20 protein-coding genes are annotated in these 25,317 nt (G+C 62.5%); 14 read left to right on the top strand and 6 right to left on the bottom strand.

Annotated features, from left to right (window positions below; translation table 11 throughout):
* The first annotated feature begins 16 nt into the window (after nucleotides 1–16).
* Together VMJ11_RS06585 and VMJ11_RS06580 are read left to right on the top strand one after the other, a co-directional pair.
* Nucleotides 17–1,012 (top strand): hypothetical protein, encoded by a 996-nt coding sequence (locus tag VMJ11_RS06585; RefSeq protein WP_325618143.1) that lies wholly within the window; start codon nucleotides 17–19, stop codon nucleotides 1,010–1,012.
* Nucleotides 1,013–1,447: 435 nt separating this feature from the next.
* Nucleotides 1,448–2,965: a CoA-acylating methylmalonate-semialdehyde dehydrogenase gene (locus VMJ11_RS06580; RefSeq protein WP_325618141.1), complete on the top strand. Its 1,518-nt coding sequence runs from the start codon at nucleotides 1,448–1,450 to the stop codon at nucleotides 2,963–2,965.
* Between the two features lie 670 nt (nucleotides 2,966–3,635).
* Here the strand turns inward: VMJ11_RS06580 and VMJ11_RS06575 are convergent.
* Together VMJ11_RS06575 and VMJ11_RS06570 are read right to left on the bottom strand one after the other, a co-directional pair.
* Entirely contained in the window at nucleotides 3,636–4,610 is a 975-nt protein-coding gene (locus VMJ11_RS06575; protein WP_325618139.1) for an LLM class oxidoreductase, read from the bottom strand.
* Nucleotides 4,611–4,864: 254 nt separating this feature from the next.
* Entirely contained in the window at nucleotides 4,865–5,764 is a 900-nt protein-coding gene (locus VMJ11_RS06570; RefSeq protein ID WP_325618137.1) for a LysR family transcriptional regulator, read from the bottom strand.
* Nucleotides 5,765–5,973: 209 nt separating this feature from the next.
* Between VMJ11_RS06570 and VMJ11_RS06565 the strand changes: the two genes are divergently transcribed.
* From VMJ11_RS06565 to VMJ11_RS06520, 10 genes are all read left to right on the top strand, one after another.
* The gene (locus tag VMJ11_RS06565; protein WP_325618135.1) at nucleotides 5,974–7,176 is read left to right on the top strand and encodes an MFS transporter; all 1,203 of its coding nucleotides are present in this window, start codon (nucleotides 5,974–5,976) and stop codon (nucleotides 7,174–7,176) included.
* A 76-nt stretch (nucleotides 7,177–7,252) separates the two neighbouring features.
* Nucleotides 7,253–10,444, top strand: a complete 3,192-nt coding sequence (locus VMJ11_RS06560) for an efflux RND transporter permease subunit (RefSeq protein ID WP_325618133.1) — start codon at nucleotides 7,253–7,255, stop codon at nucleotides 10,442–10,444.
* Nucleotides 10,434–11,612 (top strand): efflux RND transporter periplasmic adaptor subunit, encoded by a 1,179-nt coding sequence (locus tag VMJ11_RS06555; RefSeq protein ID WP_325618132.1) that lies wholly within the window; start codon nucleotides 10,434–10,436, stop codon nucleotides 11,610–11,612. The genes VMJ11_RS06560 and VMJ11_RS06555 overlap by 11 nt, the downstream gene beginning before the upstream one ends.
* Nucleotides 11,605–13,029, top strand: coding sequence for an efflux transporter outer membrane subunit (locus VMJ11_RS06550; protein ID WP_325618131.1), 1,425 nt, complete (start codon nucleotides 11,605–11,607; stop codon nucleotides 13,027–13,029). The genes VMJ11_RS06555 and VMJ11_RS06550 overlap by 8 nt, the downstream gene beginning before the upstream one ends.
* 248 nt (nucleotides 13,030–13,277) lie before the next feature.
* The gene (locus tag VMJ11_RS06545; RefSeq protein ID WP_414694314.1) at nucleotides 13,278–13,466 is read left to right on the top strand and encodes a copper chaperone; all 189 of its coding nucleotides are present in this window, start codon (nucleotides 13,278–13,280) and stop codon (nucleotides 13,464–13,466) included.
* 312 nt (nucleotides 13,467–13,778) lie between these two features.
* The gene (gene ilvB / locus VMJ11_RS06540) at nucleotides 13,779–15,644 is read left to right on the top strand and encodes a biosynthetic-type acetolactate synthase large subunit (RefSeq protein WP_414694313.1); all 1,866 of its coding nucleotides are present in this window, start codon (nucleotides 13,779–13,781) and stop codon (nucleotides 15,642–15,644) included.
* A gap of 113 nt (nucleotides 15,645–15,757) precedes the next feature.
* Nucleotides 15,758–16,462 carry a glutathione S-transferase family protein gene (locus tag VMJ11_RS06535; protein ID WP_325618127.1) on the top strand — a complete coding sequence of 235 codons (705 nt, stop codon included), beginning with the start codon at nucleotides 15,758–15,760 and terminating at the stop codon, nucleotides 16,460–16,462.
* 272 nt (nucleotides 16,463–16,734) lie between these two features.
* Nucleotides 16,735–17,376, top strand: a complete 642-nt coding sequence (locus VMJ11_RS06530) for a DsbA family protein (protein WP_325618125.1) — start codon at nucleotides 16,735–16,737, stop codon at nucleotides 17,374–17,376.
* A 44-nt stretch (nucleotides 17,377–17,420) separates the two neighbouring features.
* Complete coding sequence (locus VMJ11_RS06525; protein WP_325618123.1) at nucleotides 17,421–17,885, top strand: nuclear transport factor 2 family protein; 465 nt, start codon at nucleotides 17,421–17,423, stop codon at nucleotides 17,883–17,885.
* A 126-nt stretch (nucleotides 17,886–18,011) separates the two neighbouring features.
* Nucleotides 18,012–19,001: an LLM class oxidoreductase gene (locus VMJ11_RS06520; RefSeq protein ID WP_325618121.1), complete on the top strand. Its 990-nt coding sequence runs from the start codon at nucleotides 18,012–18,014 to the stop codon at nucleotides 18,999–19,001.
* Nucleotides 19,002–19,046: 45 nt separating this feature from the next.
* Here the strand turns inward: VMJ11_RS06520 and VMJ11_RS06515 are convergent, their stop codons facing one another.
* The 3 genes from VMJ11_RS06515 to VMJ11_RS06505 all read right to left on the bottom strand — a co-directional run bounded on the left by VMJ11_RS06515 (nucleotide 19,047) and on the right by VMJ11_RS06505 (nucleotide 21,675).
* Nucleotides 19,047–19,511 carry a RidA family protein gene (locus tag VMJ11_RS06515; RefSeq protein ID WP_325618119.1) on the bottom strand — a complete coding sequence of 155 codons (465 nt, stop codon included), beginning with the start codon at nucleotides 19,509–19,511 and terminating at the stop codon, nucleotides 19,047–19,049.
* A gap of 198 nt (nucleotides 19,512–19,709) precedes the next feature.
* The gene (locus tag VMJ11_RS06510) at nucleotides 19,710–20,417 is read right to left on the bottom strand and encodes an SDR family oxidoreductase (protein ID WP_325618117.1); all 708 of its coding nucleotides are present in this window, start codon (nucleotides 20,415–20,417) and stop codon (nucleotides 19,710–19,712) included.
* 229 nt (nucleotides 20,418–20,646) lie between these two features.
* The gene (locus VMJ11_RS06505) at nucleotides 20,647–21,675 is read right to left on the bottom strand and encodes a GlxA family transcriptional regulator (RefSeq protein WP_325618115.1); all 1,029 of its coding nucleotides are present in this window, start codon (nucleotides 21,673–21,675) and stop codon (nucleotides 20,647–20,649) included.
* A gap of 540 nt (nucleotides 21,676–22,215) precedes the next feature.
* Between VMJ11_RS06505 and VMJ11_RS06500 the strand changes: the two genes are divergently transcribed.
* Nucleotides 22,216–22,875 carry a response regulator transcription factor gene (locus VMJ11_RS06500; RefSeq protein WP_325618113.1) on the top strand — a complete coding sequence of 220 codons (660 nt, stop codon included), beginning with the start codon at nucleotides 22,216–22,218 and terminating at the stop codon, nucleotides 22,873–22,875.
* A 93-nt stretch (nucleotides 22,876–22,968) separates the two neighbouring features.
* On the opposite strand, the gene VMJ11_RS06495 is transcribed toward VMJ11_RS06500, so the two are convergent.
* Nucleotides 22,969–24,567: an FAD-dependent monooxygenase gene (locus VMJ11_RS06495; protein ID WP_325618112.1), complete on the bottom strand. Its 1,599-nt coding sequence runs from the start codon at nucleotides 24,565–24,567 to the stop codon at nucleotides 22,969–22,971.
* A gap of 364 nt (nucleotides 24,568–24,931) precedes the next feature.
* Between VMJ11_RS06495 and VMJ11_RS06490 the strand changes: the two genes are divergently transcribed.
* Complete coding sequence (locus VMJ11_RS06490) at nucleotides 24,932–25,276, top strand: response regulator (RefSeq protein ID WP_325618110.1); 345 nt, start codon at nucleotides 24,932–24,934, stop codon at nucleotides 25,274–25,276.
* Nucleotides 25,277–25,317 lie beyond the last annotated feature (41 nt).

The raw sequence follows: 25,317 nt of genomic DNA, 5'->3' as shown, positions 1-25,317 counted from the left end.
TGTTGAAAGACAATTCATGTTCAATCGCGAAGACTATTTAAACGACGAATATGTAGAAGGTTTTGTGGCCTGGTTGTCGAAGATTCTGGCGGGGGATATTGGCATAGCATTCTCGACCGGTTTTCCGCGCGACATGCTGCCCGATAACTACGGAAGCCGCTGCCGCGGAAGGCTGGAGCGAGACGCGCACGGCGCCGTCTACGTCGTCAAGGTCGATACCCTGGAGCAACTGTTCGGCTATTACTGGTGGGGCCGCGATTTTTACGACGGCAACAAACGAGAGGTGGATCGGGTCCGCGAGGTCGTGCAACAGGCGATTGCCGCGGAAGACAGCGAGTCCGCTCTCGAACTCACGCGCCGCGCTTGCCGGCATGTCATGGACTGGGGATTCGGGCGCGGTACGCGCGCAAGCGAGAGTAACGTCTCCTGGGCGATGGGGTTGGACTCATCGCTCGTTCAGGTGCTGCGAAACGGACGTGAAGCGCTGCTATCGGATGTGCCGGATCTCTCGGTGTTCGGCCGCAGCGCGGACCCGTCCATACCCTCGTCGAAAATGAACTCGGGATGGACGAAATATTATTCGTTCGCGCTGCCCGCGCACGTGATTTACGACAGCCGTGTTGGCGCCGCGCTGTGCTTTCTCGTCAGACGTTACCTGGAAGCGCTGAGCACGACGCGGCGAGTCGATGGCGTTCCTGCAAGCCTCGCGTTTCGCTGGGCGCCCGGTCAGGCTCAAAGGGTCGTGCGCGACCCGTCCCGTTGGCCATACCGGTTCGCCCGTCTTCTGGGAGGCGCGTCCGGGTCTCGCGAGTGGGCCCGCGTCAACATCCAGGCAAACTGGATTCTTGCTGCGGCTATCGAAAAAGCCGGCGCCAGCTGGTGCTCTGGAGCGGACGGCTTCCGGCGGGTGGAGGGCGCGCTGTTCCTGCTCGGTTATGACTTGAGCCGTGCAGGGGAGCTCGATCAACCGGCTGGTGCGATGGCGGGACAGTTGGCGCTGGGCATTGCGTGACGCCGCCCGGGTTGAAAGTCGCGAATCGGCGCATTTCGATCCGATGGCCGGAAACGAACCGGGAATGTCCCCAAACCGCTTCAGCGAGACCATCAGGGAAAACCCATAGAAAGTAGACTGTTTTGGTCGGCGGTCGGACGATTGCTGATCCTGGCGAGCGCGGAAACACGGTGGTATCGGTCACCGGTTTCGGCGCAAGTTGACGCGGACTGGACTCGATGTGTGCTGTCACATGCTGGTTTCCCGATTCGCGTACAGGCTTTTTCTAACCTCGCGCTGAAACTCATTCGGTTACCGAACGGGGTGCGATGCGCGGCCAGTCACGTCACACCTGGCACAGAGCGGGTGCGCACCGTTGGCTGTATGAGGACGCGTGGTGCGCGCGGCGGTTGAGAACGTCGCGGCAGCGCTCGCATCCGCTGATAGGAAGGACGTATGAGCGAAGCTAATCAAGGCGCTGTGCGCCAGTTGAGTCATTTCATCGACGGTCAACGTGCCGCTGGCGCGAGCGGGCGGTTCGACGACGTTTTCGATCCCGCCGAGGGCCGTGTATCCGCCCGTGTGCCGATCGCTGATGCGGCGGATGTCGACGCGGCAGTCGCGTCCGCAAAAGCCGCGTTTCCGGCGTGGAGCGAGACCCCGCCGCTGAAGCGCGCGCGTTTGATGTTCAAGTTCAAGGAGCTGCTCGAGGCGCACCAGGACGAACTGGCCGAGCTGATCACGCGCGATCACGGCAAGCTGTTTTCCGACGCGAAGGGTGAGGTGGTGCGCGGTATCGAGATCGTCGAATTCGCGTGCGGCATTCCGAATCTGCTCAAGACGGATTTCACCGATCAGATCGTAGGCGGCATGGACGCCTGGAACATGCGTCAGCCCGTTGGCGTGGCCGCGGGTGTCACGCCGTTCAATTTCCCGATGGTCGTGCCGTGCTGGATGTTCGTGATGGCGGCCGTGTGCGGCAACACGTTCGTGCTCAAGCCTTCTTCGCGCACGCCTTCGGCTTCGATCCGGCTTGCCGAGCTCTTCATCGAAGCGGGCTTTCCCAAAGGCGTATTCAATGTCGTGCAAGGCCACAAAGAGGCCGTTGACGAGCTGATCGCGCACCCCGACGTGGCTGCGATTTCCGTGGTCGCCTCGACGCCGGTGGCCGAATACATCTACGCAGAAGGCGCAAAGCGCGGCAAGCGCGTGCAGGCGCTCGGCAGTGCGAAGAATCATCTGATTGTGATGCCCGACGCCAATCTCGATCAGACCGTCGAGGCCGTGATCAACTCGGCATATGGATCGGCCGGCGAGCGCTGCATGGCTACCTCGGTGGTGGTCGCGGTGGGGCGTGTTGCCGATGATCTGCTCGAGCGTCTCGTGCCGCGTGTGCGTTCGCTGAGGATTGGCGGCGGCATGGAGCCCGATCTGGACATGGGGCCGCTCATCGACGAGGCCCACCGCACGAAGGTACTGGGTTATATCGATTCGGGCGTCGCGGAAGGCGCGAAGCTCGTCGTCGATGGCCGCGGCCATACCGTGCAGGGCCGCGAAGAGGGCTTCTTCCTTGGCGGCTCGCTCTTCGACGATGTGAAGCCGAACATGCGCATCTACCGTGAAGAGATTTTCGGGCCGGTGCTGTCGATCGTGCGCGTGCCCGATTTCGCGAGTGCGGTGGCGCTCGTCAATGCGCACGAACTGGCGAACTGCGTGTCACTCTACACATCCGACGGCAGCACGGCCCGCGCCTTCGCGCGGCAGATCCAGGTGGGCATGGTGGGCATCAACGTGCCGAGCCCGGTGCCTTCGGCATGGCATTCGTTCGGTGGCTGGAAGCGCTCGTTGTTCGGCGACCATCACGCGTACGGGGAGGAAGCCGTGCGCTTCTACACGCGCTACAAGAGCATCATGCAGCGCTGGCCCGACAGTATCGACAAAGGCCCTGAATTTACGATGCCGGTGGTGAATTAAGCCTCTGCGTGCGTTGACGCGCTTTTGATGCAGCGAGCCCGCGCAGACATTGAATCGATGTCTGCGCGGGCATTTTTGTGTCCAGCCAAAACGGGCGAACCGGCGCGGCGTGAATCGACCCTTACGTGCAGGGTTCGCGCAGCAGGCGGGGACTCGGGAAGAAACGGGCAAGTTTGCGCACGGCGCAGCCGCGCGAACCGTATGGTGCCGGATCGCAAACCCCGGTGTTTCCATGACTGTGTTGAATACGGCAACTGTCAATTCCGCGTGGCAGCGTTGATGCTCTGTGCAGGAAGCTTAATCTTGAGGCTACGGTTACGTTATCAACGCTGATGGCCGGGCGAGGGGGCTTGAATGCCGATGCCCCGAATGCTTCGGCGACACGCATTATGCAAGGTGAAGGACGATGAGATACGACGCTTCGAATAGTTGCAATGCCGGTGGACAGGGCGGAGCCAATGAACGGCTCGATACGGCAGCCGTGCCGCGTGGGGAGGCTCAGGCAGCGGGCGCAGCGAAAGCGCCAGCGAGAAATTGGGCGTGGGCACACCAAAGCGAGTCATACGACTGGATGGACTCGCATGTGCTTCTTCCCACTACGGACTTACCGTCGCTGGACGGCTCGATTCGCACGCCGAAATGAATTCGATGCCGGTGTGATAACGGGGCGTCAAAAATACGGAAGCACCTCACTGTGCAACTCGTCCAGTATTTCGGTGTACGGGCGCGGCGTGACTTTCGGATTCAGGGCGACATGGCTCACGCCCGCTTCGCGGGCCTGTTCGAGAAAACGCCTGAGCGCGCGGCTGCCGATTGCGAATCCGCCCTTGATCGCCCGGAACGGGTAGTCGGGGTTGCGATGCAGATAGAGGAAGCCACCAAAGGCGGCCGGTTTGAACGCATCGCTTCCCATCGACTGCGCCACCTGCTCCTTCCAGTCGCGGGCAAACTGATCGAGATTGGCGGGGCCGGGGACGAAACCGAGGTAGGCGTCCATATTAGTCGCGATCCATTCGAGGCTCTGCTGGGCCCGGCCCACGGCAATCGTCGGCGTGCGCCCATAGGGCGGCTTGGGCAGCAGGTCGAGCGTGCCGGCCGACTTGCCGAAACGGGAAGACGCGAAAACGGGAAAGTGCTGCTCGCTCACCGTCCTGTAGGTCTGGTACGCGTCGCGAAACCGCTCGCCACGCGTATCGAAGTCGATGCCGAAGAGGGGATACTCGGACGGTCTGTCTCCCGAGGACATCCCTAGCAAGAGCCTGCCGCCGGTCAGCTGGTCCAGAGAATTCACCTGCTTGGCCAATATGTGCGGCTCGCGCATGGGCAGCACGATCCCCGTCGTTCCGAGCGCGATTTTCTTCGTCACGGCCGCGAGGCTGGCGATATAGACCAGCGGTTCGAAGATCTGGCCGACATCGCCATATGAAGGATCGTAGAAAGGGATGTCGCGCATCCACAGTGCGGCCACGCCCATCGCCTCGGCGCGTTGCGCCATTTCGGCGTGATCGCGCATGGTCGGCATGGGCGAATCCGGATGAGTCTCGAGCGGAAGGATCAGCCCGATGCTGAGCGCGTCCTTGCGAAACACGCTGCGGTAAGCGGGATGTTCCCAAAGCTCGTGCGTGACGGGGGCAGATGCCCTCATTGCCGTGATCGCTGACATGTCCATTGCGTTTCCCCTTTGAGAAGCGAAGGTTACGCACGATCCACGGTGGCAAAAACCACCCGCGGCGAACAAGTGTTGATACTCGCGGTCAATAACGCAGGTTCCGGCGGTCCATCAATCGTCGGAATGGATCGGCTGTCTCTGCTTCATCTGCAACACGCCCGCGGCTCACGCGGCTTGCAGTGTGTTGCATCGGCCGGTTGAATCCGCAGGGTGTAGCGCCACTCCCGCAATCAAGCGGGGGCGATACGAGCCTTGAGGCGCGGTGACATGAAGTCGAGAAAGGCGCGCAGCTTCAACGGCAGCGGCGCTTGTCCCTTATGCACGAGACTCACGGGCAACGGCGCGGACTCGAACGTGTCGAGCACGATGCGTAGTTCGTTGGCCCGTATCGCGTCCTCGACCTGGTAGGACAGCACACGGATGAGTCCCACGCCGAGCGTCGCGGCCGCGATGGCGGCTTCCGCCGTGTTGACGGCAAGCCGCGAGCGGATCGGCACGGATATCTCCGACTTGCCGTTGCCGAAAACCCACGCACGCATGGACGCGAGGACTTCGAAGGTCACGCACTGGTGGTTCGCGAGAGCCTCGGGTTTTTCCGGCGCGCCGTGCGTTGCCAGATAGTCGGGGCTCGCGCAGATGACCCGGCGCACGGCGCCGACGCGCGTCGCGACCAACGTGCTGTCGGGCAACTCGCCAATGCGGATCGCGACGTCGGTGTGCTCGTCCATCAGATGCACGACGCGATCCGTGAGGACGAGGTTGATGTCGATCTCGGGATAGTGCGCGAGAAAATCCGCAACCACCGGCACGATGTGCATGCGCCCGAAAGCGACGGGCGCGGTGACGATCAGTTCGCCCTTGGGCGAGGCGTATTCGCCTGTCGCGGCGCGCTCGGCCTCGCCAATCTCTTCGAGAACGCGCCGGCACGCGGCCACATACGAGGCCCCGGATTCCGTGAGCGAAAGCTTTCGCGTCGTGCGGTGAAGCAGGCGCGTTTTCAGGTGCGATTCCAGTTCCCCGACCTTGCGGCTGACCGTTGCCAGCGGCATGTCGAGGCGCCGCGCGGCAGCCGAAAGGCTGCCCGCATCGACGACGGCGATGAGGATGGACATGGCTTCGAGGCGATCCATGGACCTTACCAATTGGTGGAAGGATGAATCTTGATCGTGAGGGATTCTCTTCGCAAATGCAAGCGCGTAACGTTGCCACCTGAATCCGGGAGAGCGGCATGTCGCTGCCAATACCGGAAGCTCAATAAAAGGAGAACACCTTGAGCGGCCGAACCACCACCTCTGAGAGTGCAGCCCCGCCCGTGGTAGCGTCTCGCGGCAGGATCGTCATGATGGCGATCGTCGCCGGAGCCGTGATTACTAACATCTACTGCACCCAGCCGATCCTGCCGTTGATCGCGGCGGGTCTGCGCGTGAACCTGACGTCGGTCGATCTCGTCGCCGCGGCGGCGCTGCTCGGCTTCTCGACGGGTCTCGGGCTGTTGTTGCCGCTCGGCGACCGCTACGACCGGCGCAAGCTCGTACTCGCCCAGATCGCGCTTGCCTTCGTTTTTGCGGGCGCGGCGGCGGTTGCGCCCGGTATCTGGGCGCTCATCGGGGCTTCCTTCGCGCTTGGCGTCGTCAGCTGCGTTCCACAGCAGCTCGTGCCCTTCGCGGCTGTCATGTCGTTGCCGAGCGAGCGAGGGCGTTCGGTCGGGACGGTCGTGAGCGGGATCATGGTGGGCATCCTGGTCGGCCGCACGATTGCCGGCGTGATCGGCGCAGCTTATGGCTGGCGCGCGGTTTATGGCGCCGAGGCGGCGTTCATGGTGCCCGTGTGGTTCGCTGCAGCGCGCCTGCTGCCGCGCGGCGTGCCCTCCACGAATCTTTCGTATGGGCGCCTGCTCGCTTCGCTGTGGCCGCTGGCGCGCCAAAATCGTCCGATTCGTGAATCGATGATGATCCAGGCGTTGCTGTGGGCCTGCTTCAACGCGTTCTGGGTCAATCTGGCCGCGCTCCTTGCGAGCGGACCGTGGCACCTCGGCAGTGCGTGGGCAGGCGGCTTTGGCCTCATCGGCGCAGCCGGTGCGTTTGCCGCTTCACTCAGTGGCCATGGCTGCGACCGTATCGGCTTCCGCCGCGTCATCGGGATCAGCATCGGCGTCGTGACGCTTGCCTACGTGGTGCTCGCGGGCGCCAGTACTTCGATGACCTTGCTCGTCGTCGGCGTCATCGTGCTCGATATCGGGGTGCAGGCCGGCCTCGTTTCCAACCAGACTCGCGCCTTTTCCGTGGATCCGAAAGCGCAGGGCCGCATCAACAGCCTCTACATGACTGCCACCTTCTTCGGCGGCGCAGTCGGAACGACGGTCAGCGGCTGGCTGATGACCCGCTTCGGCTGGTCGGGCATTGTCGCCTTCGGTATCGTGCTCGGGCTCCTCGCTGCCGTAATCCACTTGATCGGCGCCCGCCATCACCACCACGGCAAGCGTTCGAGTCAGCTTGCCGACGCGCCGGTCGCGGCGGGCCGGATCTCCTCAAACCCGGACTAGAGCGAGTCAAGGGAATCTGGCAACTGGGGGCGGCCGCGTCGCGGTTGGCCCCCGGCGTTGAAATTCTGGAATTGTTATGATTGGCATTGTGCGCGTTGCGCTGAAAAGGCCTTATACCTTCGTTGTACTGGCCGTTTTTATCCTGATCGTCGGCTTCCTGGCGGCATTTCGTACACCTACGGATATTTTTCCTCCGATCAATATCCCGGTCATCAGTGTCGTCTGGCAGTACACGGGGCTTTCGCCCGACCAGATGGAAGGTCGCGTCATGGCTCCGTACGAGCGCGTGTTGACGACGACCGTGAACGGCGTTGAACACATCGAAGGAACCTCGCTCACCGGTTACGGCATCGTCAAGATCTTCTTTCAGCCGGGCACCAATATTGCCACGGCGAATGCGCAGGTGACTGCGATTTCACAGCAGATCCTGAAGCAGCTGCCGCCTTCGGCCACGCCGCCATTCATCATCAATTACAACGCGTCGACGGTTCCCATCATCCAACTCGCCCTTTCCGGAAAGGGGCTTTCCGAGCAGAATCTGGCGGACCTCGGCAAGAACCAGCTGCGCCCGATTCTGGCCACGGTGGCCGGCGCCGCCATTCCGTTTCCGTTCGGCGGCAAAGACCGTCAGGTTCAGATCAACGTCAAGCCGTCCGCGCTCGAAGCGCGCTCGTTATCGGCCGAGGATGTGCTCAACGCGCTGGCGGCGCAGAACCTCGTCACGCCGGTTGGCACCGAAAAGATCGGCAATTACGAGTACACGCTGCAGTTGAACGATGCGCCGCCGACGATCGCGGCCATCGCGAGATTGCCCATCAAATCGGCCAACGGCACGGTCGTTCATATGAGCGACGTCGCCGATGTGACCGACGGCAGTCCTCCCCAGCCGAACATCGTTCACGTGGAAGGCAAGCGTTCTGTTCTGCTAACTGTGTACAAGAACGGTTCGGCGTCCACGCTGGCCATCATCGACGGGATCCGTCACAAGGCCGCCGATGCGAAGGCCTCGTTGCCGGACGCGCTTCAGATCGACCCGATCGGCGACCAGTCCATCTTCGTTCGTTCGGCCATTACGGGCGTGGCCCGCGAAGGCGTGATCGCTGCGGTGCTCACGAGCGTGATGATCCTGCTGTTCCTCGGCAGCTGGCGCTCTACCGTCATTATCGCGACCTCCATTCCGCTCGCTATTCTGGGGTCGATTTCGCTGCTGGCGGCACTCGGCGAGACGCTGAACATCATGACGCTCGGGGGGCTCGCGCTCGCGGTGGGGATTCTCGTCGACGACGCCACGGTGACGATCGAAAACATCAACTGGCACCTGGAGCAAGGCAAGGATGTCGAGCGCGCCATTCTCGACGGCGCCGCGCAAATCGTGACGCCTGCGTTCGTTTCGCTGCTTTGCATTTGCATCGTGTTCGTGCCGATGTTCTTCCTGGACGGCGTGGCGAAGTTCCTCTTCGTGCCGATGGCGGAAGCGGTGATCTTCGCGATGGTTTCCTCGTTCATCCTCTCGCGCACGCTCGTGCCGACGATGGCCAAATATCTGCTGAAGCCGCACGCGCACGCCGACGAGCAGCATGGCCGCGAGCCTGCCAGTGCGTTGGCGCGCTTTCACCGCGGATTCGAGCGCGGATTCGAACGCGTTCGTTCGAACTACAGTGCCATGCTCGAACTGGTGTTGATGCGGCGTCGCGGATTCGTGATTGGGTTCTTCGCATTCGTTGCGTTGTCGTTCGCGTTGATGCCGCTGCTCGGGCGCAACTTCTTCCCCGACGTCGACGCCGGCCAGATCCTGCTGCACGTGCGTGCGCCGGTTGGCACGCGTGTCGAACGCACGGCCGAGATTTTCGCCGAGGTGCAGGCGCAGGTTCGCGCGACGATTCCGCCATCGGAGCTGGGCACCGTGGTCGACAACATCGGGCTTTCGACCAGCTCGATCAACACGGCCTACAACAACACCGGCACGATCGGCCCGCAGGACGGCGATATCCAGATCTCGCTCAAGGAGGGTCACGGGCCCACCGCCGCCTACGTGCGCAAGTTGCGCGAAACGCTGCCGCGCGCGTTTCCGGGCGTCACGTTCTCGTTCCCGCCTGCTGACATCGTCAGTCAGATTCTGAACTTCGGCTCTCCCGCGCCCATCGATCTGCAGATTCGCGGCAACAATCTGCCGGCCAACTTCGCGTATGCAAACCTGCTGCTGCGCCAGATCCGCCATGTTCCGGGCGTGGTCGATGCGCGCATCGAGCAATCCCAGGCCAATCCGCAATTCAATATCGATGTGGACCGCGACCGCGCGTCGCTGCAGGGCCTGACCGAACGCGACGTCACCAATAGCCTCGTCGTGCACATGGCGGGATCGAGCCAGATCGACCCGACGTACTGGCTCAACGCGGCAAACGGCGTGGAATATTCGATCGTTCTCCAGACGCCGCAATACAGCCTCGATTCGCTTGCTTCGCTGGTGAATCTGCCTGTCACGGGCGGTGGCGCGGCAAACGACGGGCAGATACTCGGCGGCGTGGCCAGCATTCACCGCACGGCCAGCAACGAAGTGGTCAGCAACTACAACGTGCAGCCGATGGTCGAGATTTTCGCCACGACCCAAGGTCGCGATCTCGGTGCGGTGGCCGGCGATATCCGGCACATCGTTTCCGCCAACGCGAAGGGGGCGCCGAAGGGCGCGAAGGTCGTCCTGCTCGGCCAGGCGCAGACGATGAACAACGCCTTCGCGGGCCTCTCCTTCGGGCTGCTCGGGGCGGTCGTGCTGATCTACCTGCTTATCGTCGTCAACTTCCAGTCGTGGGCCGATCCGCTCGTGATCGTGGCCGCGTTGCCCGGCGCGCTGGCCGGCATCGTGTGGATGCTGTTCGCGACGGACACCACACTGTCGGTTCCCGCGTTGACGGGCGCCATCATGTGCATGGGCGTGGCGACGGCCAATTCCATCCTGGTGGTGAGCTTCTGCCGCGAACGTCTGGCCGAACACGGCGACGCGTTCAAGGCAGCACTCGAAGCCGGCGCGACCCGGTTTCGTCCGGTGCTGATGACGGCGCTCTCGATGATCATCGGCATGGCGCCCATGGCATTGAGTCTTGGCGAGGGCGCAGAGCAGAACGCGCCGCTGGGCCGGGCAGTGATCGGTGGACTGCTGTTCGCCACTGCCGCCACGCTGTTCCTCGTGCCCGCCGTTTTTTGCATGGTCCATTCGCGTACGGGGCGCACTGCGACCACACCGATTTCCGGAGATTCGATTCATGTCGTCTGAACCCACATCGCGCAGCGCAAACGCGCAGCGCCAGCTTTCGTTTGCAGGGATGGTCGGAGGGGCGCTCGCCGTCGTGATCGTCGTTGCCGGCACCACGCTTCGCGTGAGACACGAGCACCAGCTCAAGGACTGGACGCAGGCACAAGCCATCCCCTCGGTGAATGTCGTGGTGCCGGTTCCCGAGGCGCCAGGCGGCTCGCTGGACCTGCCTGGCCGGCTGGAGGCCTTCGAGAGCGCGCCCATCTATGCGCGGGTGAGCGGCTACCTGAAATCGTGGAGTGTCGACATCGGCAGCCAGGTGAAGGCCGGTCAAACGCTCGCCGAGATCGACACGCCCGAACTCGATCAGCAGTTGGTCCAGGCGAAGGCGGACCTCGCGAGCGCGAAAGCGGATGCCGTACTCGCCAAAACGACTGCCGCGCGCTGGCAGAGCCTTCTGGACTCCGATTCCGTGTCACGCCAGGAGGTCGATGAGCGCACGCAGGACTCCGCGGCGAAGGCGGCGCGCGTGGACGCGGCTCAGGCCAACCTCGACAGGCTCGTCGCGACCAAGGCTTTCGCGAAGATCGTCGCGCCGTTCGACGGCGTGATCACCGCGCGCGACACCGACGTCGGCGCATTGATCAATGCGGGCAGCGGCGCTGGAGCGCAGCTCTTCTCCGTTTCGAGCGTGGACAAGCTGCGGGTGTACGTGCGTGTGCCGCAGGAATACGCACCGGTCATCAAACCTGGCGGGACGGGGACCTTCACCGTGCCGGAGTATCCCGGCAAGCGCTTCACGGCCACGGTGGTGGGGCTGGCCGACTCCGTGAACGCGGCGTCGGGAACGTCGCTCGTGCAGTTGCTGGTCGACAATCCCGGTCACCTGCTGCTGCCGGGCGATTTCGTGAATCTGCACTTTACGCTGCCGGCGCGCGCCGGCGCGCTGCGGGTGCCGGCCAGCGCACTGATATTCGACAACCGCGGGCTGCGGCTCGCCACGGTCGATCGCGGCGGCGCGGTCCGGTTCAAGTCGGTTGCGATTTTGCAGGACCTCGGAAACGCGGTCGATATCGGTTCGGGACTCGCCGGCGACGACCGCGTGATCGATGCCCCGCCCGATGGCCTCGTGGAGGGCGATCGCGTTCAGATCGTGAGCCCCGCGGCCAAGGTTGCAAGTCATGGCTAAGTACCGGACATTGGCTTCGATCGCGAGTGCCGTGGCGCTCGCTGCGTGCTCGCTCGCGCCGCACTATGAAGTGCCGGATGCACCCGTTGCGGCGCAGTACCGGTCTCAGGGGCCGTGGTCACTGGCCAGCCCGGCCGACCAGCTCGACCGTGCGGGATGGTGGAAGCTGTACCAGCAGCCCGAACTCGACGACCTCGAACAACGGCTGATCGCGAACAATCCCGATCTGCGCGCCGCATTGTTCCACTACGAGCAGGCCGAGGCGTACATCAGGCAGGTCAGCGCGCAACAGTATCCTCAGGTCAGCGCCGCCGGCAACGTGCAGCGCGAGCGCGAGTCGGACACGAGGCCGTTGCGCTCCGCCACGGGGCCGACCGACTACAACTCGGCGACGCTCGGCCTCGAAGTCGATTACGAAGTCGACCTTTGGGGGCGTGTGCGCGATTCCGTTGCGGCTAGCAAGGACGAGGGACAGGCGGCACATGCGGATCTCGCCTCCACGCAGTTGAGCCTCGAAATCGAGCTGGCGCGAAGCTACATCAACCTGCGCGGCCTCGATCAGCAAATCCAGCTTATCGAAGGCACTGAAGCGGCGTACCAGAAGGCACTCGATCTGACGCGCAGCCGGCATGGCGCGGGCATCGTCTCGGGTCTCGACGTGGCGCGCGCGAGCAACCAGTTGTCGTCGGCGCAGTCCGAGCTCACCCAGGTCAGGGCGAAGCGAGCATTGCTCGAACACGCGGTGGCCGTGCTGGTTGGCGCGTCGCCGTCGGAGTTCCAGATTGCGCCGGGCGTCGAACCCATCCCGTTGCCCGCGATCCCGGTTGGCGTGCCGTCGGATCTGCTGCAAAGGCGGCCGGATGTCGCCGCAGCCGAGCGGCGCGTGGCGGAGGCCAATTCACGCATTGGGGTGGCGCGCGCGGCGTACTTCCCGACACTCACGCTCAGCGCACAGGGCGGCGTGCAAAGCTCGGTGCTGGGGGACCTGCTGAGCCTCCCCAGTTCGTACTGGGCGATCGGGCCCTCGCTCGCGGTGTACCTGATGGACGGCGGCAAGCGGCGGGCGCAGCTGGACTCCGCGAAGGAGGCAACGGCTGAGGCCGGAGCGCGCTACCGCAGCGTGGTGCTGGCCTCGTTCAGGGAAGTGGAAGACAACCTCACGCTGCTCGACGACCTGGGCACCGCAACGGATCAGCAGCAGGACGCAGCCAATGCGGCGCAGACCTCGGAGAACCTTGCGCTCTCACGCTACCGGCGCGGTGCGTCGAGTTATCTGGACGTGGTCGAGGCGCAATCCTCAGCGCTCGAGGCGCAGCGCAGCGTGATCGAGCTTCGAACGCAGCAGCTGGATGCGAATGTGGACCTCATTCGCGCGCTCGGCGGTGGCTGGACCACAGATGATCTGAAGCACGGGTAAGGGAATCAGACAGCCGCACCGGCGTGCGCCTGGGTGACGCGAGGTCTGATTACGCGGTGTAAAGAGTGAATTGAGGCTGGCATGGTTGGTGGCGTCGAAGGTTGATCTTATAGTGTTTCAGCTAGATGCAAGCAGATGATGCATCAGGATTTTGATGCACCGGCGCGGGCCGTTGCCGTGTCGATGAGTCGGTAAGTGCTGCTCGATTCGCAGCGTCGTTGACTGGAGAAGCGAAAGTGAAATTCTCGATGAAAACCGAAATCCGCACGGGCGATCTTTCGACGATCGAGCATGCGATGAAGAGCGTCGACGCCGACGCGAAGGTCGAGGTGGACGTTGGCGCGCAGACGGTGAGCGTCGACTCGTGGCTGATGCCCGAGGAGTTTCTCGTCGCCTTCTACGACGAAGACCTCGACGTCGCCATTGCTGAGTGGTAACGCGCGAGAGAGTCGACCCGTAGCCGTGGGCCGCCGGGGTGGCCCAGATGTCACCCATCCTGGCCCATATCCAGCCTTTCTGGCGGGCCAGACAGCTTCAATCGTTGTCAGAATCATCGGAAGCATTTCTCACGATTCTTCCAGCAGCACACCAAAAAGGTGCTGATTGGGCCGTGTTCCTTACGGAGAACCCGTTGGAGCCTTGGTCCATACGCTGGTACGGAACATACGCTGTTCTCGAGTTGGAAGGGAAATCCATCCTTTGACTGTGGCCGCCGATCGTTTCGGCGCCCATTTCCATGCGAGCCAGCCATGACCCGAAATCCGAAAACCAATGTGGATGTCTCCCCTAAACCGCCGCATGCCGGCGAAGTGATGTCGGGTGCCGACATCATCCTGCGCGTACTGAGCGAGCAGGGCGTGGACACCGTGTTCGGCTATAGCGGCGGCGCGATCTTGCCGACGTACGACGCCGTGTTTCGATTCAACGAAATGCACGCGGACCAGCCCGAGCGACAGATCAACCTCGTGGTACCCGCCAACGAACAGACCGCCGGCTTCATGGCCGCCGGCTATGCGCGCGCGAGCGGCAAGGTTGGCGTATTCATGGTGACGTCGGGGCCCGGGGCGACGAACGCCGTGACGCCGATCGCCGACTGCTACGGCGATTCGGTTCCCGTCGTCCTCATCAGCGGGCAGGTGCCGCGCGCCGCGATTGGCAGCGATGCGTTCCAGGAAGCGCCCGTATTCAACATCATGTCGGCGTGCGCGAAGCAGGTGTTTCTCGTCACCGACCCCGAAAAGCTCGAGCAGACGCTGCGCACCGCGTTCGAAGTCGCGCGCACCGGCCGTCCCGGCCCGGTTGTGGTGGACGTGCCCAAAGACATCCAGAACTGGACCGGCGCCTGGCAAGGGCAAGGCACGTTGGCGTTTCGCGGCTACACCGACCGTCTTCGCAAGGTGGCCAAGGGCGCGCGTCTCGGCGACGACAAGCGCAGTGAATTTTTCCGCCTGCTCGCCCAAAGCAAGCGACCGCTGCTGTATGTCGGCGGCGGCATCGTTACGGCCGGCGCCACCGCGGAGCTGCGCGAATTCGCCGAACGCTACCGCATTCCCGTGGTGAGCACACTGATGGGGCTCGGCACCCTCTCAGTGCGGCACGAGTTGGGACTTGGCATGCTGGGCATGCACGGCGCAGCCTGCGCCAACTACGCGGTGGAAGATTGCGATTTCCTGATCGCGGTGGGCGCGCGATTCGACGACCGCGTCGCCGGTGGCCGCCCGCATGCGTTTGCGCCGCGCGCGCAATACGTCGCGCACATCGACATCGACGAGGCTGAGATCAACAAGGTCAAGCGCGCGCACTGGACCCACGTGGGCGATGCCAGGGAGACCTTGATTTCGCTGATGAAGCACGATGCGCAAGTGCAGGCGCCGTCGGCCTGGTTCGACCATATCCAGGAGCTGAAGCGGCGCTACGGCATGAACTACGACCGCAACAGCCCTCTCATTCAACCGCAGTTCGTGGTCGAAAAGCTCAGTGAAATCACCGGCGGACGAGCCATCGTCACCACGGGCGTTGGCCAGCACCAGATGTGGGCCGCACAGTTCTTCGATTTCGTCGAGCCGCGCAGCTTTCTCACGTCGGGCAGCATGGGGACGATGGGGTTCGGGCTGCCCGCGGCGATCGGGGCGCAAATGGGGCGACCCGATGCGCTCGTGATCGACATCGATGGCGACGGCAGCATCCGCATGAACATGGGCGACATGGAGACGGTGACCACCTACGGGGTGCCGGTCAAAGTGCTGCTGCTCAACAACGTCGGCGACGGGATGATCCGCCAGTGGCAGCGCCTCTTTTACGACGGGCGGCTGTGCGTAAGCGACAAGTCGCTTCATCGAAAGGATTTCGTCATGGCCGCAAAGGCCGACGGGTTCGAATTCGCGCAACGTGTCGAAAAGCTCAACGAGCTCGAAGAGAAGCTCAGGGCTTTCGTGGAATACGAGGGACCGGCGTTCCTCGAAGTCATGATCGATCAGGATGCCGACGTGTTCCCGATGGTCGGGCCGGGCCAGAGCTATTCGGAAATGATCACCGGACCGTTCATCCCTTCGCGGGATGAGCGCCAATCCGGCGGTAAAAGTGCAGGGCAACAAGCGGCTACAGACATGTTCTAGGTCGGCACGGGGGGCCCTGGCTGGCGTCCATTCGGGACGCCAGCCAGCAGCACTTTCGATCGCAGAACATGGCATCCCTGCTATTTTTTGTATGTCAAATTTAGGAAACCTACATGCTTCAGTTTTATTTTCATCCGACGCCGAATCCCACCAAAGTGGCACTCCTGCTCGAAGAACTCGAACTGCCGTTCGAGGTCGTTGCCGTCGACACCTTCAAGGGAGAGCAGCACACGCCCGAATATCGTGCGATCAATCCGAATGGGAAAGTGCCGGCCATTGTGGATGAAGGCGTCACCGTGTTCGATTCGCACGCCATCTTGCTGCACCTGAGCGCAAAGCACGGCAAGTTCGTGCCGTCCGCGCCGCAGGAGCATGCGCAAATGCTTTCGTGGCTGATGTTCGTCGGCACCGGCCTCTCGCCGTTCTCGGGCCAGGCCGTGCACTTCCTGCACCACGCGGCGCACTTGCTGCACCATGCGCCGGAGGCGCTGCCGTACGCCACGCAGCGCTACGTGAAGGAAGTGGATCGCCACTACCGCGTGCTCGATGCGCGTCTCGCGACTTCGAGGTATCTGGCCGGCGAGACTTATTCCATCGCCGACATGGCGCTGTGGGGCTGGGCCCGTTCCGCCGGCTATGTGTACGGCGAGAAGGGGCTGGCGGACTATCCGAACGTCAAGCGCCTCGTCGATGAAATTTCGGCACGCCCGGCGGCCGTCCGCGCCGCTGCGCTGCAGGAGCGGCTCACGTTCAAGTCCGACTTCGACGAAGAAACCCGCCGCGCACTGTTCCCGCTGAACACCTCGGCTGCGGCTTGAGCAAGCGATGAAAGCTCTCGCGCTGGCCGTATTGGAAACGGCCGGCGCGAAGGCGCAGACCGAACCGCAAGCCGGTATTGGGCTGGTACCGGTGCAATATGGCGTCACGCGACTTTCCGAGTGACGCCATGTAACAAAAGATGTTCTGCCCACTGCATTTATCGAGCCGGGCGCGGATCGTATAGTCGTTCGCGTGGGTGCGGGGTTGCTGCGGAGATGGAGCCGCGCGGCCAACACGTGCCGCGGTGGCATCACATTTTGAGCGAGATTATATGAAATTGATTTATGTTGGTGATCCGATGTGTTCCTGGTGCTACGGGTTCGGAAAGGAGCTTTCAGCGCTCACCGCGCGCCTGCCGGATCTAGACCTGGAGATTGTCGTGGGCGGCATTCGCGCCGGGGCGACAGACGTGCTCGACGCAACCGGAAAGCGCTTCCGCTTGCAGCATTGGCAACGCGTCGAGGCGCTGAGCGGGTTGCCGTTCAACCGCCAGGCATTCATGGCGCGCGAAGGCTTTGTCTACGATACGGAGCCGGTTTGCCGTGCGGTTGTCGCGGCTCGCCGCATCGCCGGCGAAGAGGGGTTGCTCAAGGTCTTCCGTGCACTTCAGAACGCGTTTTACGTTGAAGGGCTCGACACGACCGACGGTCACGTGCTGAGCGATGTCGCGGTGAAGGCGCTCGACGCCATGGGCGTTGCAGTTAGCGCCGACGAGTTCTACCAGACCTGGGCAGCGGCAGAAACGAAAGACGAGACGCAGCAGGATTTCGCACGTGCCAGAGCGCTTGGCGTCGCATCGTTCCCGACGGTGCTTCTGGAGACGCAAGGACGCATCGTCACGATCCAGTCTGGGTACGCGGGCGTGGACGAACTCGAGCATCGGCTCAGCCAGTTCGCGGGGCTTGCCGCTTGATCGGGCAGTGAGTTCGCGCTGTCAAGCGGGCCGCGCGCTCAATCGTGCGGCCCGAGCCCGGCTGGCTGGCCGGGCGCGCAAGCCGTGAATGCGCTTTGGCGAAGGAAGTGCATGCCGAAGCGGGAGTCAATGAGGAGTGCGATTCAATGAGCGATACCAACGAAGTTGTCGAACTCGTCCAGCGCTATTTCGATGCGACCTGGCGAGGCGACGTCGCGCAGCTGAGAACCGTGTTCGACCCGCGCGCAATCGTGGCCGGCGAGGTGAACGGTCAACCCTATTACAAGACCATTGACGAGTATCTGGCCGGCGTGGCAAGCAGAAAATCGCCGGCTGAGCGGGGCGAGAAGGCCGAGATGGAACTCCTCATGCTCGATGTCCAGCACAACATCGCCACAGCGAAATTGCACGTGCGCATGCTTGGGTTCAACTATTACAACTACTTTTCCATCATGCGCCAGCAGGATAAGTGGCTCGTCATTACAAAGACGCTGACGAACGTGCAGTGAGCGTTTGCAGCAGCCAATCGCGCATGCCATCGCGGCATGCGCGTATTCGCGCTTAAGGCGCGATCTTTCAATGCGCCCGTCGCCCGGCCTCTCGGGCGTGGCTCAATCGTTCTGAACTGGTATGTCATGCTGAATCCATCCACGGGCGGCTCGCCGCAATCCAATGCAGGTTTTTCGCGCATGTTCGCGCGCGACCGTCTAACCCTCGGTCTGTTGTTTGCAATCGAATCGTATCCGGGGGATGCGCCTACCATGCGCAATCAGATCGCGCTTGCGCGCCGTGCCGAGCAGGCCGGCTTCGCCGCGCTCGGCGTGCGCGACGTGCCGCTGCGCGATCCGCGATTCGGTGATCTGGGCCAAATTTTCGATCCGTGGACGTGGCTCGGATACGTAGCAGGGCAAACCGAATCGATCGCGCTGTTTTCGGCTGCGATCGTCTTGCCTTTGCGTCATCCGCTGCATACCGCGAAAGCGGCAGCGAGTGTCGATCAGTTGAGTGGCGGGCGGTTCGTGCTCGGCGTTGCATCGGGCGACCGGCCCGTCGAATTTCCGGCATTCGCCGTCGATCGGGAAGAGCGTGGCGCGATGTTTCGCGAGCAGGTGGAGTATCTGAAGCTAGTGTGGGGCAGCGCATTTCCGGCGATCAAGAGCCGCTATGGCGTGCTGAGTGAAGCCGATCTCGTGCCCAAGCCTGTTGCGGAGCGTGTGCCGCTCTTCGTGACCGGCAACAGCGGACAGTCGATCGAGTGGATCGCGCAGCACGCCGACGGGTGGATCACGTATCACCGCCCGCTGCACAGCCAGGTGCAGTTGATCCGGAGTTGGCACGACACCGTGCAGGCCGTTTCACCGGGAAGCTTCAAGCCATTTGCCCAGCCCTGGCACATCGATCTCGCAGCCGATCCGGACGAGGCGCCCTCGCCGATTCACAACGGGCATCGTCTTGGCCGCAACCGGCTGATGCAGATGCTGGAGACGCTGGAGCAAGCGGGCGCCAACCACGTGCTGTTCAACCTCAAGTATGGAAGCCGCCCCGCGGACGAAGTGATCGAGGAACTGGCGACTCATATCGTGCCGCGATTCCCGGCACACGAAATGGTGCAAGCCATCGCATGATGGCGCGCGCCGCGAATGGCTCGCGGCGCGCGAAAAGCCTCTCGATTACTCGGGCAGAATCTGCGCGATGACGACGAGGATGACGGCCGAATTGGCCGGCAGCTGGCTATGCGAGAACGCCGAGCGTGCGTGACCGGCCTTTTCGCCGAGCACGGTGGCGAACAGTTCCGATGCCGCGTCGATGACGGCAGGCTGATCGTAGAATCCGTCGGCGCAGCTCACGTGGCCTTCGACACGGACGATGTGATGCAGGCGCTCGAAGCCGCCGAGGTGCCGCTCGATCTGCGCGAGCACGTTCAGCGCGGTGACGCGGGCGGCATTGCGGCCGTCTTCGAGCGTCAACGTTTCACCGACGCGCCCCGCGTAGGCGACCTTGCCGTCGACGAGCGGCACCTGGCCGGAGATGAAGAGCAGGTTGCCTGCTTCGCTGACGGCGGTATAGGCGCCAAGCGGCTGCGGCGCAACGGGCAATTCGAGGCCGAGTTCCGCGAGTTTTTGTTTGACGGTCATATTTGACTCCTTGAGCATGCTGTCGCGCACGTCAGTCAGATCGCGCGCAGCGTGTGCGTGTATCCGCACGAATGTTTCCTGTCGTCGGGCGGGGCCATTCGTCGAGTGTCTCGTCGAAAAGCCTGCGCCCGCCGGTCAGGCGGGCACGCCCCCCCGGGCAAACAATTGCTGCGCGGGGGGGAGGCGACGTTCGATGGCTTAGTGACCGGCGCTCTGGCCGCCGTCGACGTGCAGGATCTCGCCCGTCACGAACTGTGCCGAGTCGAGATAGAGGATCGCGTCGACGATGTCGCTCATCTCGCCCATGCGACCCACCGGGTGCATTGCGTCGAGCGTGGCGTGCGTTTCGACCGGGTGCATCGGCGACTTCATGATGCCCGGCGAAATGGCGTTCGCACGGATGCCGGACTTCGCATACTCGATGGCGAGCGACTTCGTTGCGGAGTTCAGGCCGCCCTTGGTGAGCGAGGCGAGCACCGAAGGCACCTTGCTGTTCGCCTGATCGGCGAGCGTGGTCGTGATGGTGACGATGTGGCCGCTGTTGTTCTTCAGCATCTGCTCGATGGCGAGCTGCGTGATGTTGAAGAAGCCATTCAGATTCACGTTGAGGATCGACGTGTAGTCTTCGGCGGTGTATTTCGTGAACGGCTTCGCAATGAAAATGCCCGCGTTGTTGATGAGCGTATCGACGCGGCCAAACTTGGCGACGGCGGCCTCGACCACGCGACGCGCCGTCTCCGGCTCACCGATGTCGCCGGCGACGGTCACGAGGTTGGGGTTGTCCGAAGGCTTGATCGAGCGCGACGTGGCGACGACGCGATGGCCGCGCGCGAGGAACGCCTTGACGGTTTCCGCGCCGAAGCCTTGGGATGCGCCGGTAACGATGACGACTTTCGAATTGCTCATGGTTTGACTCTCCAACTTGAAGGTTTCCGGCCGGGTTTGCTCCTGCTCGCCGGTCGAATCAACGGATCCGATGGATGCAGACTGTAGGCGCATCTCGCCCGATTTCGAACACCCGCCGTGGACAAAGAGTCTTGCGTCGCAAGAACAAATGGCGGTGCGAAGCGGCGTGGTGTGCGGCGGGGTGGGGGGGATCCGCCTGCACATTCAGCCGTGTTGATGAAACGCTCTCTCAGGCGGTGGCCTCGATGTCGGCACACAAGGCGTTCGCCTGACCGCCATAGGCAAACCCTGGTGGACATGGGGCACACTCGCTATCGTGGAACTGTTGACGGTATTGCCTGGGCGTCACGTTCAGGCACCTCTGAAATACCATGCGCATATGCGTGGCGTTGTGAAAACCGCATTTGAAAGCCACGGTCTTCATGGGCATGCTGTGTCCCTCCAGCAGCTTTCTCGCGGCGCTTACACGGACCTGATCCACGAATGCCGATGGCGTCGTCTGAAGATACTTCGAGAAAAGCCTCGACAAGGTTCGCCTGCTGACGAAGACGGCGTCGGCAAGCTGCTCTATCGAGAGGACATCGGAAAGATGGTCGTTGATATATCGCTGTACCTTTCCGATGATCGAACTCTCGTCCATTAGCGTTGCAACGTAAGGGTTGCGTTGATGGGGTTCGCTCTGCACGTCGGTGCCGAGGCGCCTCGCCAACTGATCGGCCAGGCGCTGGCCCCAATCCTCGGCGACGAGAGACAGGCAAAGATCCAGTCCCGCGCTCGCACCGGCCGATGAAATCAGGCGCCCGTCGCGTATCAGGTGTTTGTCGGGGCGTATTCGGGCGCGTGGAAATGCTCTGGACATGGGGCTTGCGTCTGCCCAGCGCGTGGCGACCTCCTTTCCGTCGAGCAGGCCTGCGTACCCAAGCAACCAGGCGCCATTGCAAACTGAACCGAATCGCTTCGAATCGGGCGCGCGAGCGCGCAGCCAATCCACCAGGTCGTGCTTCGGTCTCTGGTTGGACAGGTTTGCTCCGCTCGTCACCAGCAAGATGTCCGGGGTGGCCCGAAAATCGGCATAGGCCAATGGCACGCAAAGCTGCATCGCGTTCGAACATGCGACGTGGCCGGCGTGTTCGCCAATGAGTGTCACCTGGTACTGCTGATTATCAGTGAGGAACGTGTTCGCTTCGGAAAGCACATCGAGCAGGCCGGCAACATCCATGGCCTGCACACCATCGAGCACCACGATTGCGACTTTCATTTTGCGCACCCAGACTGACCAATGATCCAGATAGCTCAGCGGCGGCAGGAAATTGGTGTTCCAGCACCATGACCGACATCGTCCGGAATGGACGCGTATATGCGCGCGTCGGATCCCATTGAAAAAAGGGTACGCGGGCGACGTTGAATTGGCCATTCTACGAATGGCTGCCGCTTCGACGTGACGGCATGCGGTTCGTCATCCGTCGGTATAGGTGGGGTAGTACGTAGGGCTGGCTTGATGAGCGATGTGCCCAATGTGTGCGCTGTCCGCAGGGGTGCAAGGCGAAAGCGCGAGGGCAGCGCAAGCCCCGAATTTGCCACCGAATCGGCATGTTGCGCGATTCGTCGGGAGATACGCGTGGATGTGCCCTGTCGCGGCTCTGCATGCCAGGTGACGATGCGCCTTAATGCACGATGACCTCGCGAATGGCCGTGCGCCACGGGTACGAACAACAGGTGGCGATACGCGCAGCCATTGCTTACCATACGAAGCGTATCGGCGTTATCTTGCCGTCACGAACCTTTCAAAGACCGAGCGATGAAAGACGACAGCGTTGGGGCGGGAAGCGAACCATTGCCGGACTCGCTCGTCTATGTGATCGACGACGACGAGTCGATTCGAGGCGCGCTGACCAGCCTGCTCATGTCGGTCGGCATTCAGGTGCGGACGTTCGAATCGGCCGACGATTTTCTGGCCGCGGAAATACTGGATGTGCCGAGCTGTCTCATTCTCGACGTCCGGCTGCGCGGTACGAGCGGCCTGACGCTGCAGCAGGAGCTATGCAAGGAGAACGTGCGCTTTCCGGTCATATTCCTGACCGGGTACGGCGACATCGACATGTCCGTCAAGGCTATGAAGGCGGGTGCTTTCGATTTCATGACAAAGCCGTTCAAGGACCAGGATCTGCTCGATTCGATCGCCGCGGCCCTGAAAAGGGACGGCGAATTGAAGCGCCAGGAACGGCTCGTTGCGGGTATCCGTCAAGCGTACGATTCGCTTACGGCGCGCGAGCGGGAAGTCATCAGTCTGGTGACCGATGGCCTGTTGAACAAGCAGATCGCCGACCTCCTGTGTCTTAGCGAAGTGACGGTCAAGATTCATCGCGCGCAAGCCATGCACAAGCTGAAAGCCCGGTCAGTGGCCGAGCTCATCAAGAAGTTGCAGCAGGTGCTGCCGGTGCAGCACGGTGCCAGGTGAGGGTTCTGTGCGCGGGGCGTCGTGTCTTGAGTATTCACGACCCGCAAGGGGCAGTCGGGTATCTCCGAGCCGGCCGTTCGCCAGCGTCCGATATCACGCCGATTTACAGCTGGCGCGTCTCAACCAGCTTTCCATGTCGTCAATCGAGCAACGGTCAGTTCGCCATCCGATATGACCATCTGGCCTCGCGATCCATGCGGCACCTCCGGTAGGACGATACGCGGCTGTGAATTCACCCGCCGCATCCGTCAATGTCGCCATGAGTTCGGAGTCTGGCGTTTCAAAACCCTGTGCCGTGACCAGCACTGCTGACCTGGCGTCACCTGACCACGCGGCGAACGCTCGACAGAGTTCAATGAAGGCGCCAAATTGCTGTTCCATCGTGTCGACATAGCCAACAAGCGTATACCGGCCACGGCCGATAAATTCATGCAGTCGTCTTGCATGTCCGACGAAACGTTGCGACAGACCACCCGCATCCGGAAGCCGGTCACCCGGTGCGGGCGACAGAGGGTCTGCGTCGGTCCAACCATCGGCGACGATAGGGCTTCCGCGATACGTAATCAGCAGCTGGGTTTCGCGCATTGCCGGATTGGCAGCCTGCTGCGCGAGAACGGCATTGAGCGCCTCGCTCGTCGACTTGACGACATCGACGCCGACGGGATGTCGTTCCGCCTGATAGCTATCGAGCAGCGCAGGCCCTGCGAGACCCTTCGCGACATGGGCGAGCTTCCATGCGAGATTATGAACATCCTGCAGGCCGGTGTTCATGCCCTGACCGCCTACGGGAGGATGAATGTGCGCCGCGTCGCCAGCAATAAACACCCGGCCGCGCCCATAAGCCGATGCGATGCGATGGCTCACTCGATAGACCGACGACCATCGCATTGACGACAGTTGCACGCCTTCTGGCAGTGACGGCAACAGCAGAGCGCACATCGTGTCGAAGTCGGGTGCGCCAATGGCCGCAAGCGAGGAAGCCCGGTCTTCGGGCACGATCATCGAGAGCCGGTAGCGCCGCGCCGAGCCGCGAATGGGTACAGCAACCGCACTCGTCTTCGCGTGCGTCGAACCGGTCCTTTCGAATCGGTACATGGACCCGCGCGGCAATGTCCAGTCCACGTCCACGTCGGCGAGCGCGAAGGTCTGCGGATACTGCTCGCCTTCGAACGACAAACCGAGTGCGGTGCGCACCTTGCTGTGGGCTCCGTCGCACCCCACCAGCCACTTGCAACGTACGACGTGAGCGTCGCCCTGAGCGTCGGTTAGATGCGCCTTAACGCAATCCACGTCTTCCTCGAACCGGTCCAGCATAAAGCCGTAGTTGACCCAGCCGCCGTGTTCTGCGAATGCTGCCTCGAGTAGCCGCTCCGTTTCGTACTGCGCGAGCGAGAGTGATCCGTAAGGCAGGCCGTGGTCCGGCACGCGCATGCTGCGCTCCGGCACCATCACGCCATCGACTCGCGTCTCGACGCCGGTCAGCCATACCCCGGCGTCGATTGCGCGATCCACGATGCCGAGATCGCCGAATATCTCGAGCGTCCGTGGCGTAATGCCCAGTGCTTTGCAGAAAAATCCCCTCGCGGGTATCTTGTCTATCACGCTTACGGCGACACCCGCGCGCTGCAATTCGGCGCCGAGCAGCAGGCCGACCGGTCCCGCACCGACGATCAGCACATCCACGTCTTCCATGCCTTGCTCCTGACGGATTCGCTGCATCGTTCGCGAAGATGCACAAAAGCATAGTCCGGAACTGTTCGTGCCCGTACAAAAGAGCATGAAACGCCAGGCACTGGGTGCTACGCGAAGATTCCGGACGTGAGGCCGACTGCGCACGTGCGCTGAGTCACGCCTTGACGAAGCAAGGCAGGCCTTGCTCCCTCCGGATACGCAGTCCCACAGCCGCCTAATACGAACTACCGCAAGAATCATCCGAACGTATGATTGCTGGCCAGTCTGCGCGCCTGTAACTTACAAAAAGATTCAATCCTTCTGAATCATTTAAATGGCCAGCGGACTCCGGACAAAACCCAAGCGCTCCTCCGCCGTAATTGGAATGGTGGACGACGACGAATCCGTCCGGATGGCGCTATCCAGTTCGCTTCGTTCGGCAAACTGGAAGGTCATTGCCTATGCGTCCGCCACCCATCTGCTAGGCGATACGCGCCGCTCGGAACTGACGCTTGTCATCGCCGATATCCAGATGCCGGGCGTGGACGGGTTCGAGCTGCTCGAGTCGATCAAACAGTGGAAGCAGCCCGTCCCAGTCATTTTCATTACCGCCCACGCAACCGAGGAAATTATCGAGCGGGCCAAAACGGGGGGAGCCGCCGGCTTCTTCTCGAAGCCCGTGGACGACGCGCGGCTGCTTGCGTTGATTGGCCAGATACTCAAGCAGTAGTCGGAAGCGAAATTCTGCGCGCTGTCCCGCGAAAGGCTGGC

Source organism: Paraburkholderia sp., from assembly GCF_035501035.1.
Lineage (GTDB): Bacteria > Pseudomonadota > Gammaproteobacteria > Burkholderiales > Burkholderiaceae > Paraburkholderia.
The sequence above is the reverse complement of the archived record's forward strand: the minus strand, read 5'-3'. Positions and strand labels throughout refer to the sequence as shown.

What these genes read in the sequence shown, in the direction of transcription:
- VMJ11_RS06585 (WP_325618143.1), top strand. Translation starts at nt 17, where the DNA reads ATGTTCAATCGCGAAGACTATTTAAACGACGAATATGTAGAAGGTTTT.
- VMJ11_RS06580 (WP_325618141.1), top strand. Translation starts at nt 1,448, where the DNA reads ATGAGCGAAGCTAATCAAGGCGCTGTGCGCCAGTTGAGTCATTTCATC.
- VMJ11_RS06575 (WP_325618139.1), bottom strand. Translation starts at nt 4,610, where the DNA reads ATGAGGGCATCTGCCCCCGTCACGCACGAGCTTTGGGAACATCCCGCT.
- VMJ11_RS06570 (WP_325618137.1), bottom strand. Translation starts at nt 5,764, where the DNA reads ATGGATCGCCTCGAAGCCATGTCCATCCTCATCGCCGTCGTCGATGCG.
- VMJ11_RS06565 (WP_325618135.1), top strand. Translation starts at nt 5,974, where the DNA reads ATGATGGCGATCGTCGCCGGAGCCGTGATTACTAACATCTACTGCACC.
- VMJ11_RS06560 (WP_325618133.1), top strand. Translation starts at nt 7,253, where the DNA reads ATGATTGGCATTGTGCGCGTTGCGCTGAAAAGGCCTTATACCTTCGTT.
- VMJ11_RS06555 (WP_325618132.1), top strand. Translation starts at nt 10,434, where the DNA reads ATGTCGTCTGAACCCACATCGCGCAGCGCAAACGCGCAGCGCCAGCTT.
- VMJ11_RS06550 (WP_325618131.1), top strand. Translation starts at nt 11,605, where the DNA reads ATGGCTAAGTACCGGACATTGGCTTCGATCGCGAGTGCCGTGGCGCTC.
- VMJ11_RS06545 (WP_414694314.1), top strand. Translation starts at nt 13,278, where the DNA reads ATGAAAACCGAAATCCGCACGGGCGATCTTTCGACGATCGAGCATGCG.
- ilvB (WP_414694313.1), top strand. Translation starts at nt 13,779, where the DNA reads ATGACCCGAAATCCGAAAACCAATGTGGATGTCTCCCCTAAACCGCCG.
- VMJ11_RS06535 (WP_325618127.1), top strand. Translation starts at nt 15,758, where the DNA reads ATGCTTCAGTTTTATTTTCATCCGACGCCGAATCCCACCAAAGTGGCA.
- VMJ11_RS06530 (WP_325618125.1), top strand. Translation starts at nt 16,735, where the DNA reads ATGAAATTGATTTATGTTGGTGATCCGATGTGTTCCTGGTGCTACGGG.
- VMJ11_RS06520 (WP_325618121.1), top strand. Translation starts at nt 18,012, where the DNA reads ATGCTGAATCCATCCACGGGCGGCTCGCCGCAATCCAATGCAGGTTTT.
- VMJ11_RS06515 (WP_325618119.1), bottom strand. Translation starts at nt 19,511, where the DNA reads ATGACCGTCAAACAAAAACTCGCGGAACTCGGCCTCGAATTGCCCGTT.
- VMJ11_RS06510 (WP_325618117.1), bottom strand. Translation starts at nt 20,417, where the DNA reads ATGAGCAATTCGAAAGTCGTCATCGTTACCGGCGCATCCCAAGGCTTC.
- VMJ11_RS06505 (WP_325618115.1), bottom strand. Translation starts at nt 21,675, where the DNA reads ATGAAAGTCGCAATCGTGGTGCTCGATGGTGTGCAGGCCATGGATGTT.
- VMJ11_RS06500 (WP_325618113.1), top strand. Translation starts at nt 22,216, where the DNA reads ATGAAAGACGACAGCGTTGGGGCGGGAAGCGAACCATTGCCGGACTCG.
- VMJ11_RS06495 (WP_325618112.1), bottom strand. Translation starts at nt 24,567, where the DNA reads ATGGAAGACGTGGATGTGCTGATCGTCGGTGCGGGACCGGTCGGCCTG.
- VMJ11_RS06490 (WP_325618110.1), top strand. Translation starts at nt 24,932, where the DNA reads ATGGTGGACGACGACGAATCCGTCCGGATGGCGCTATCCAGTTCGCTT.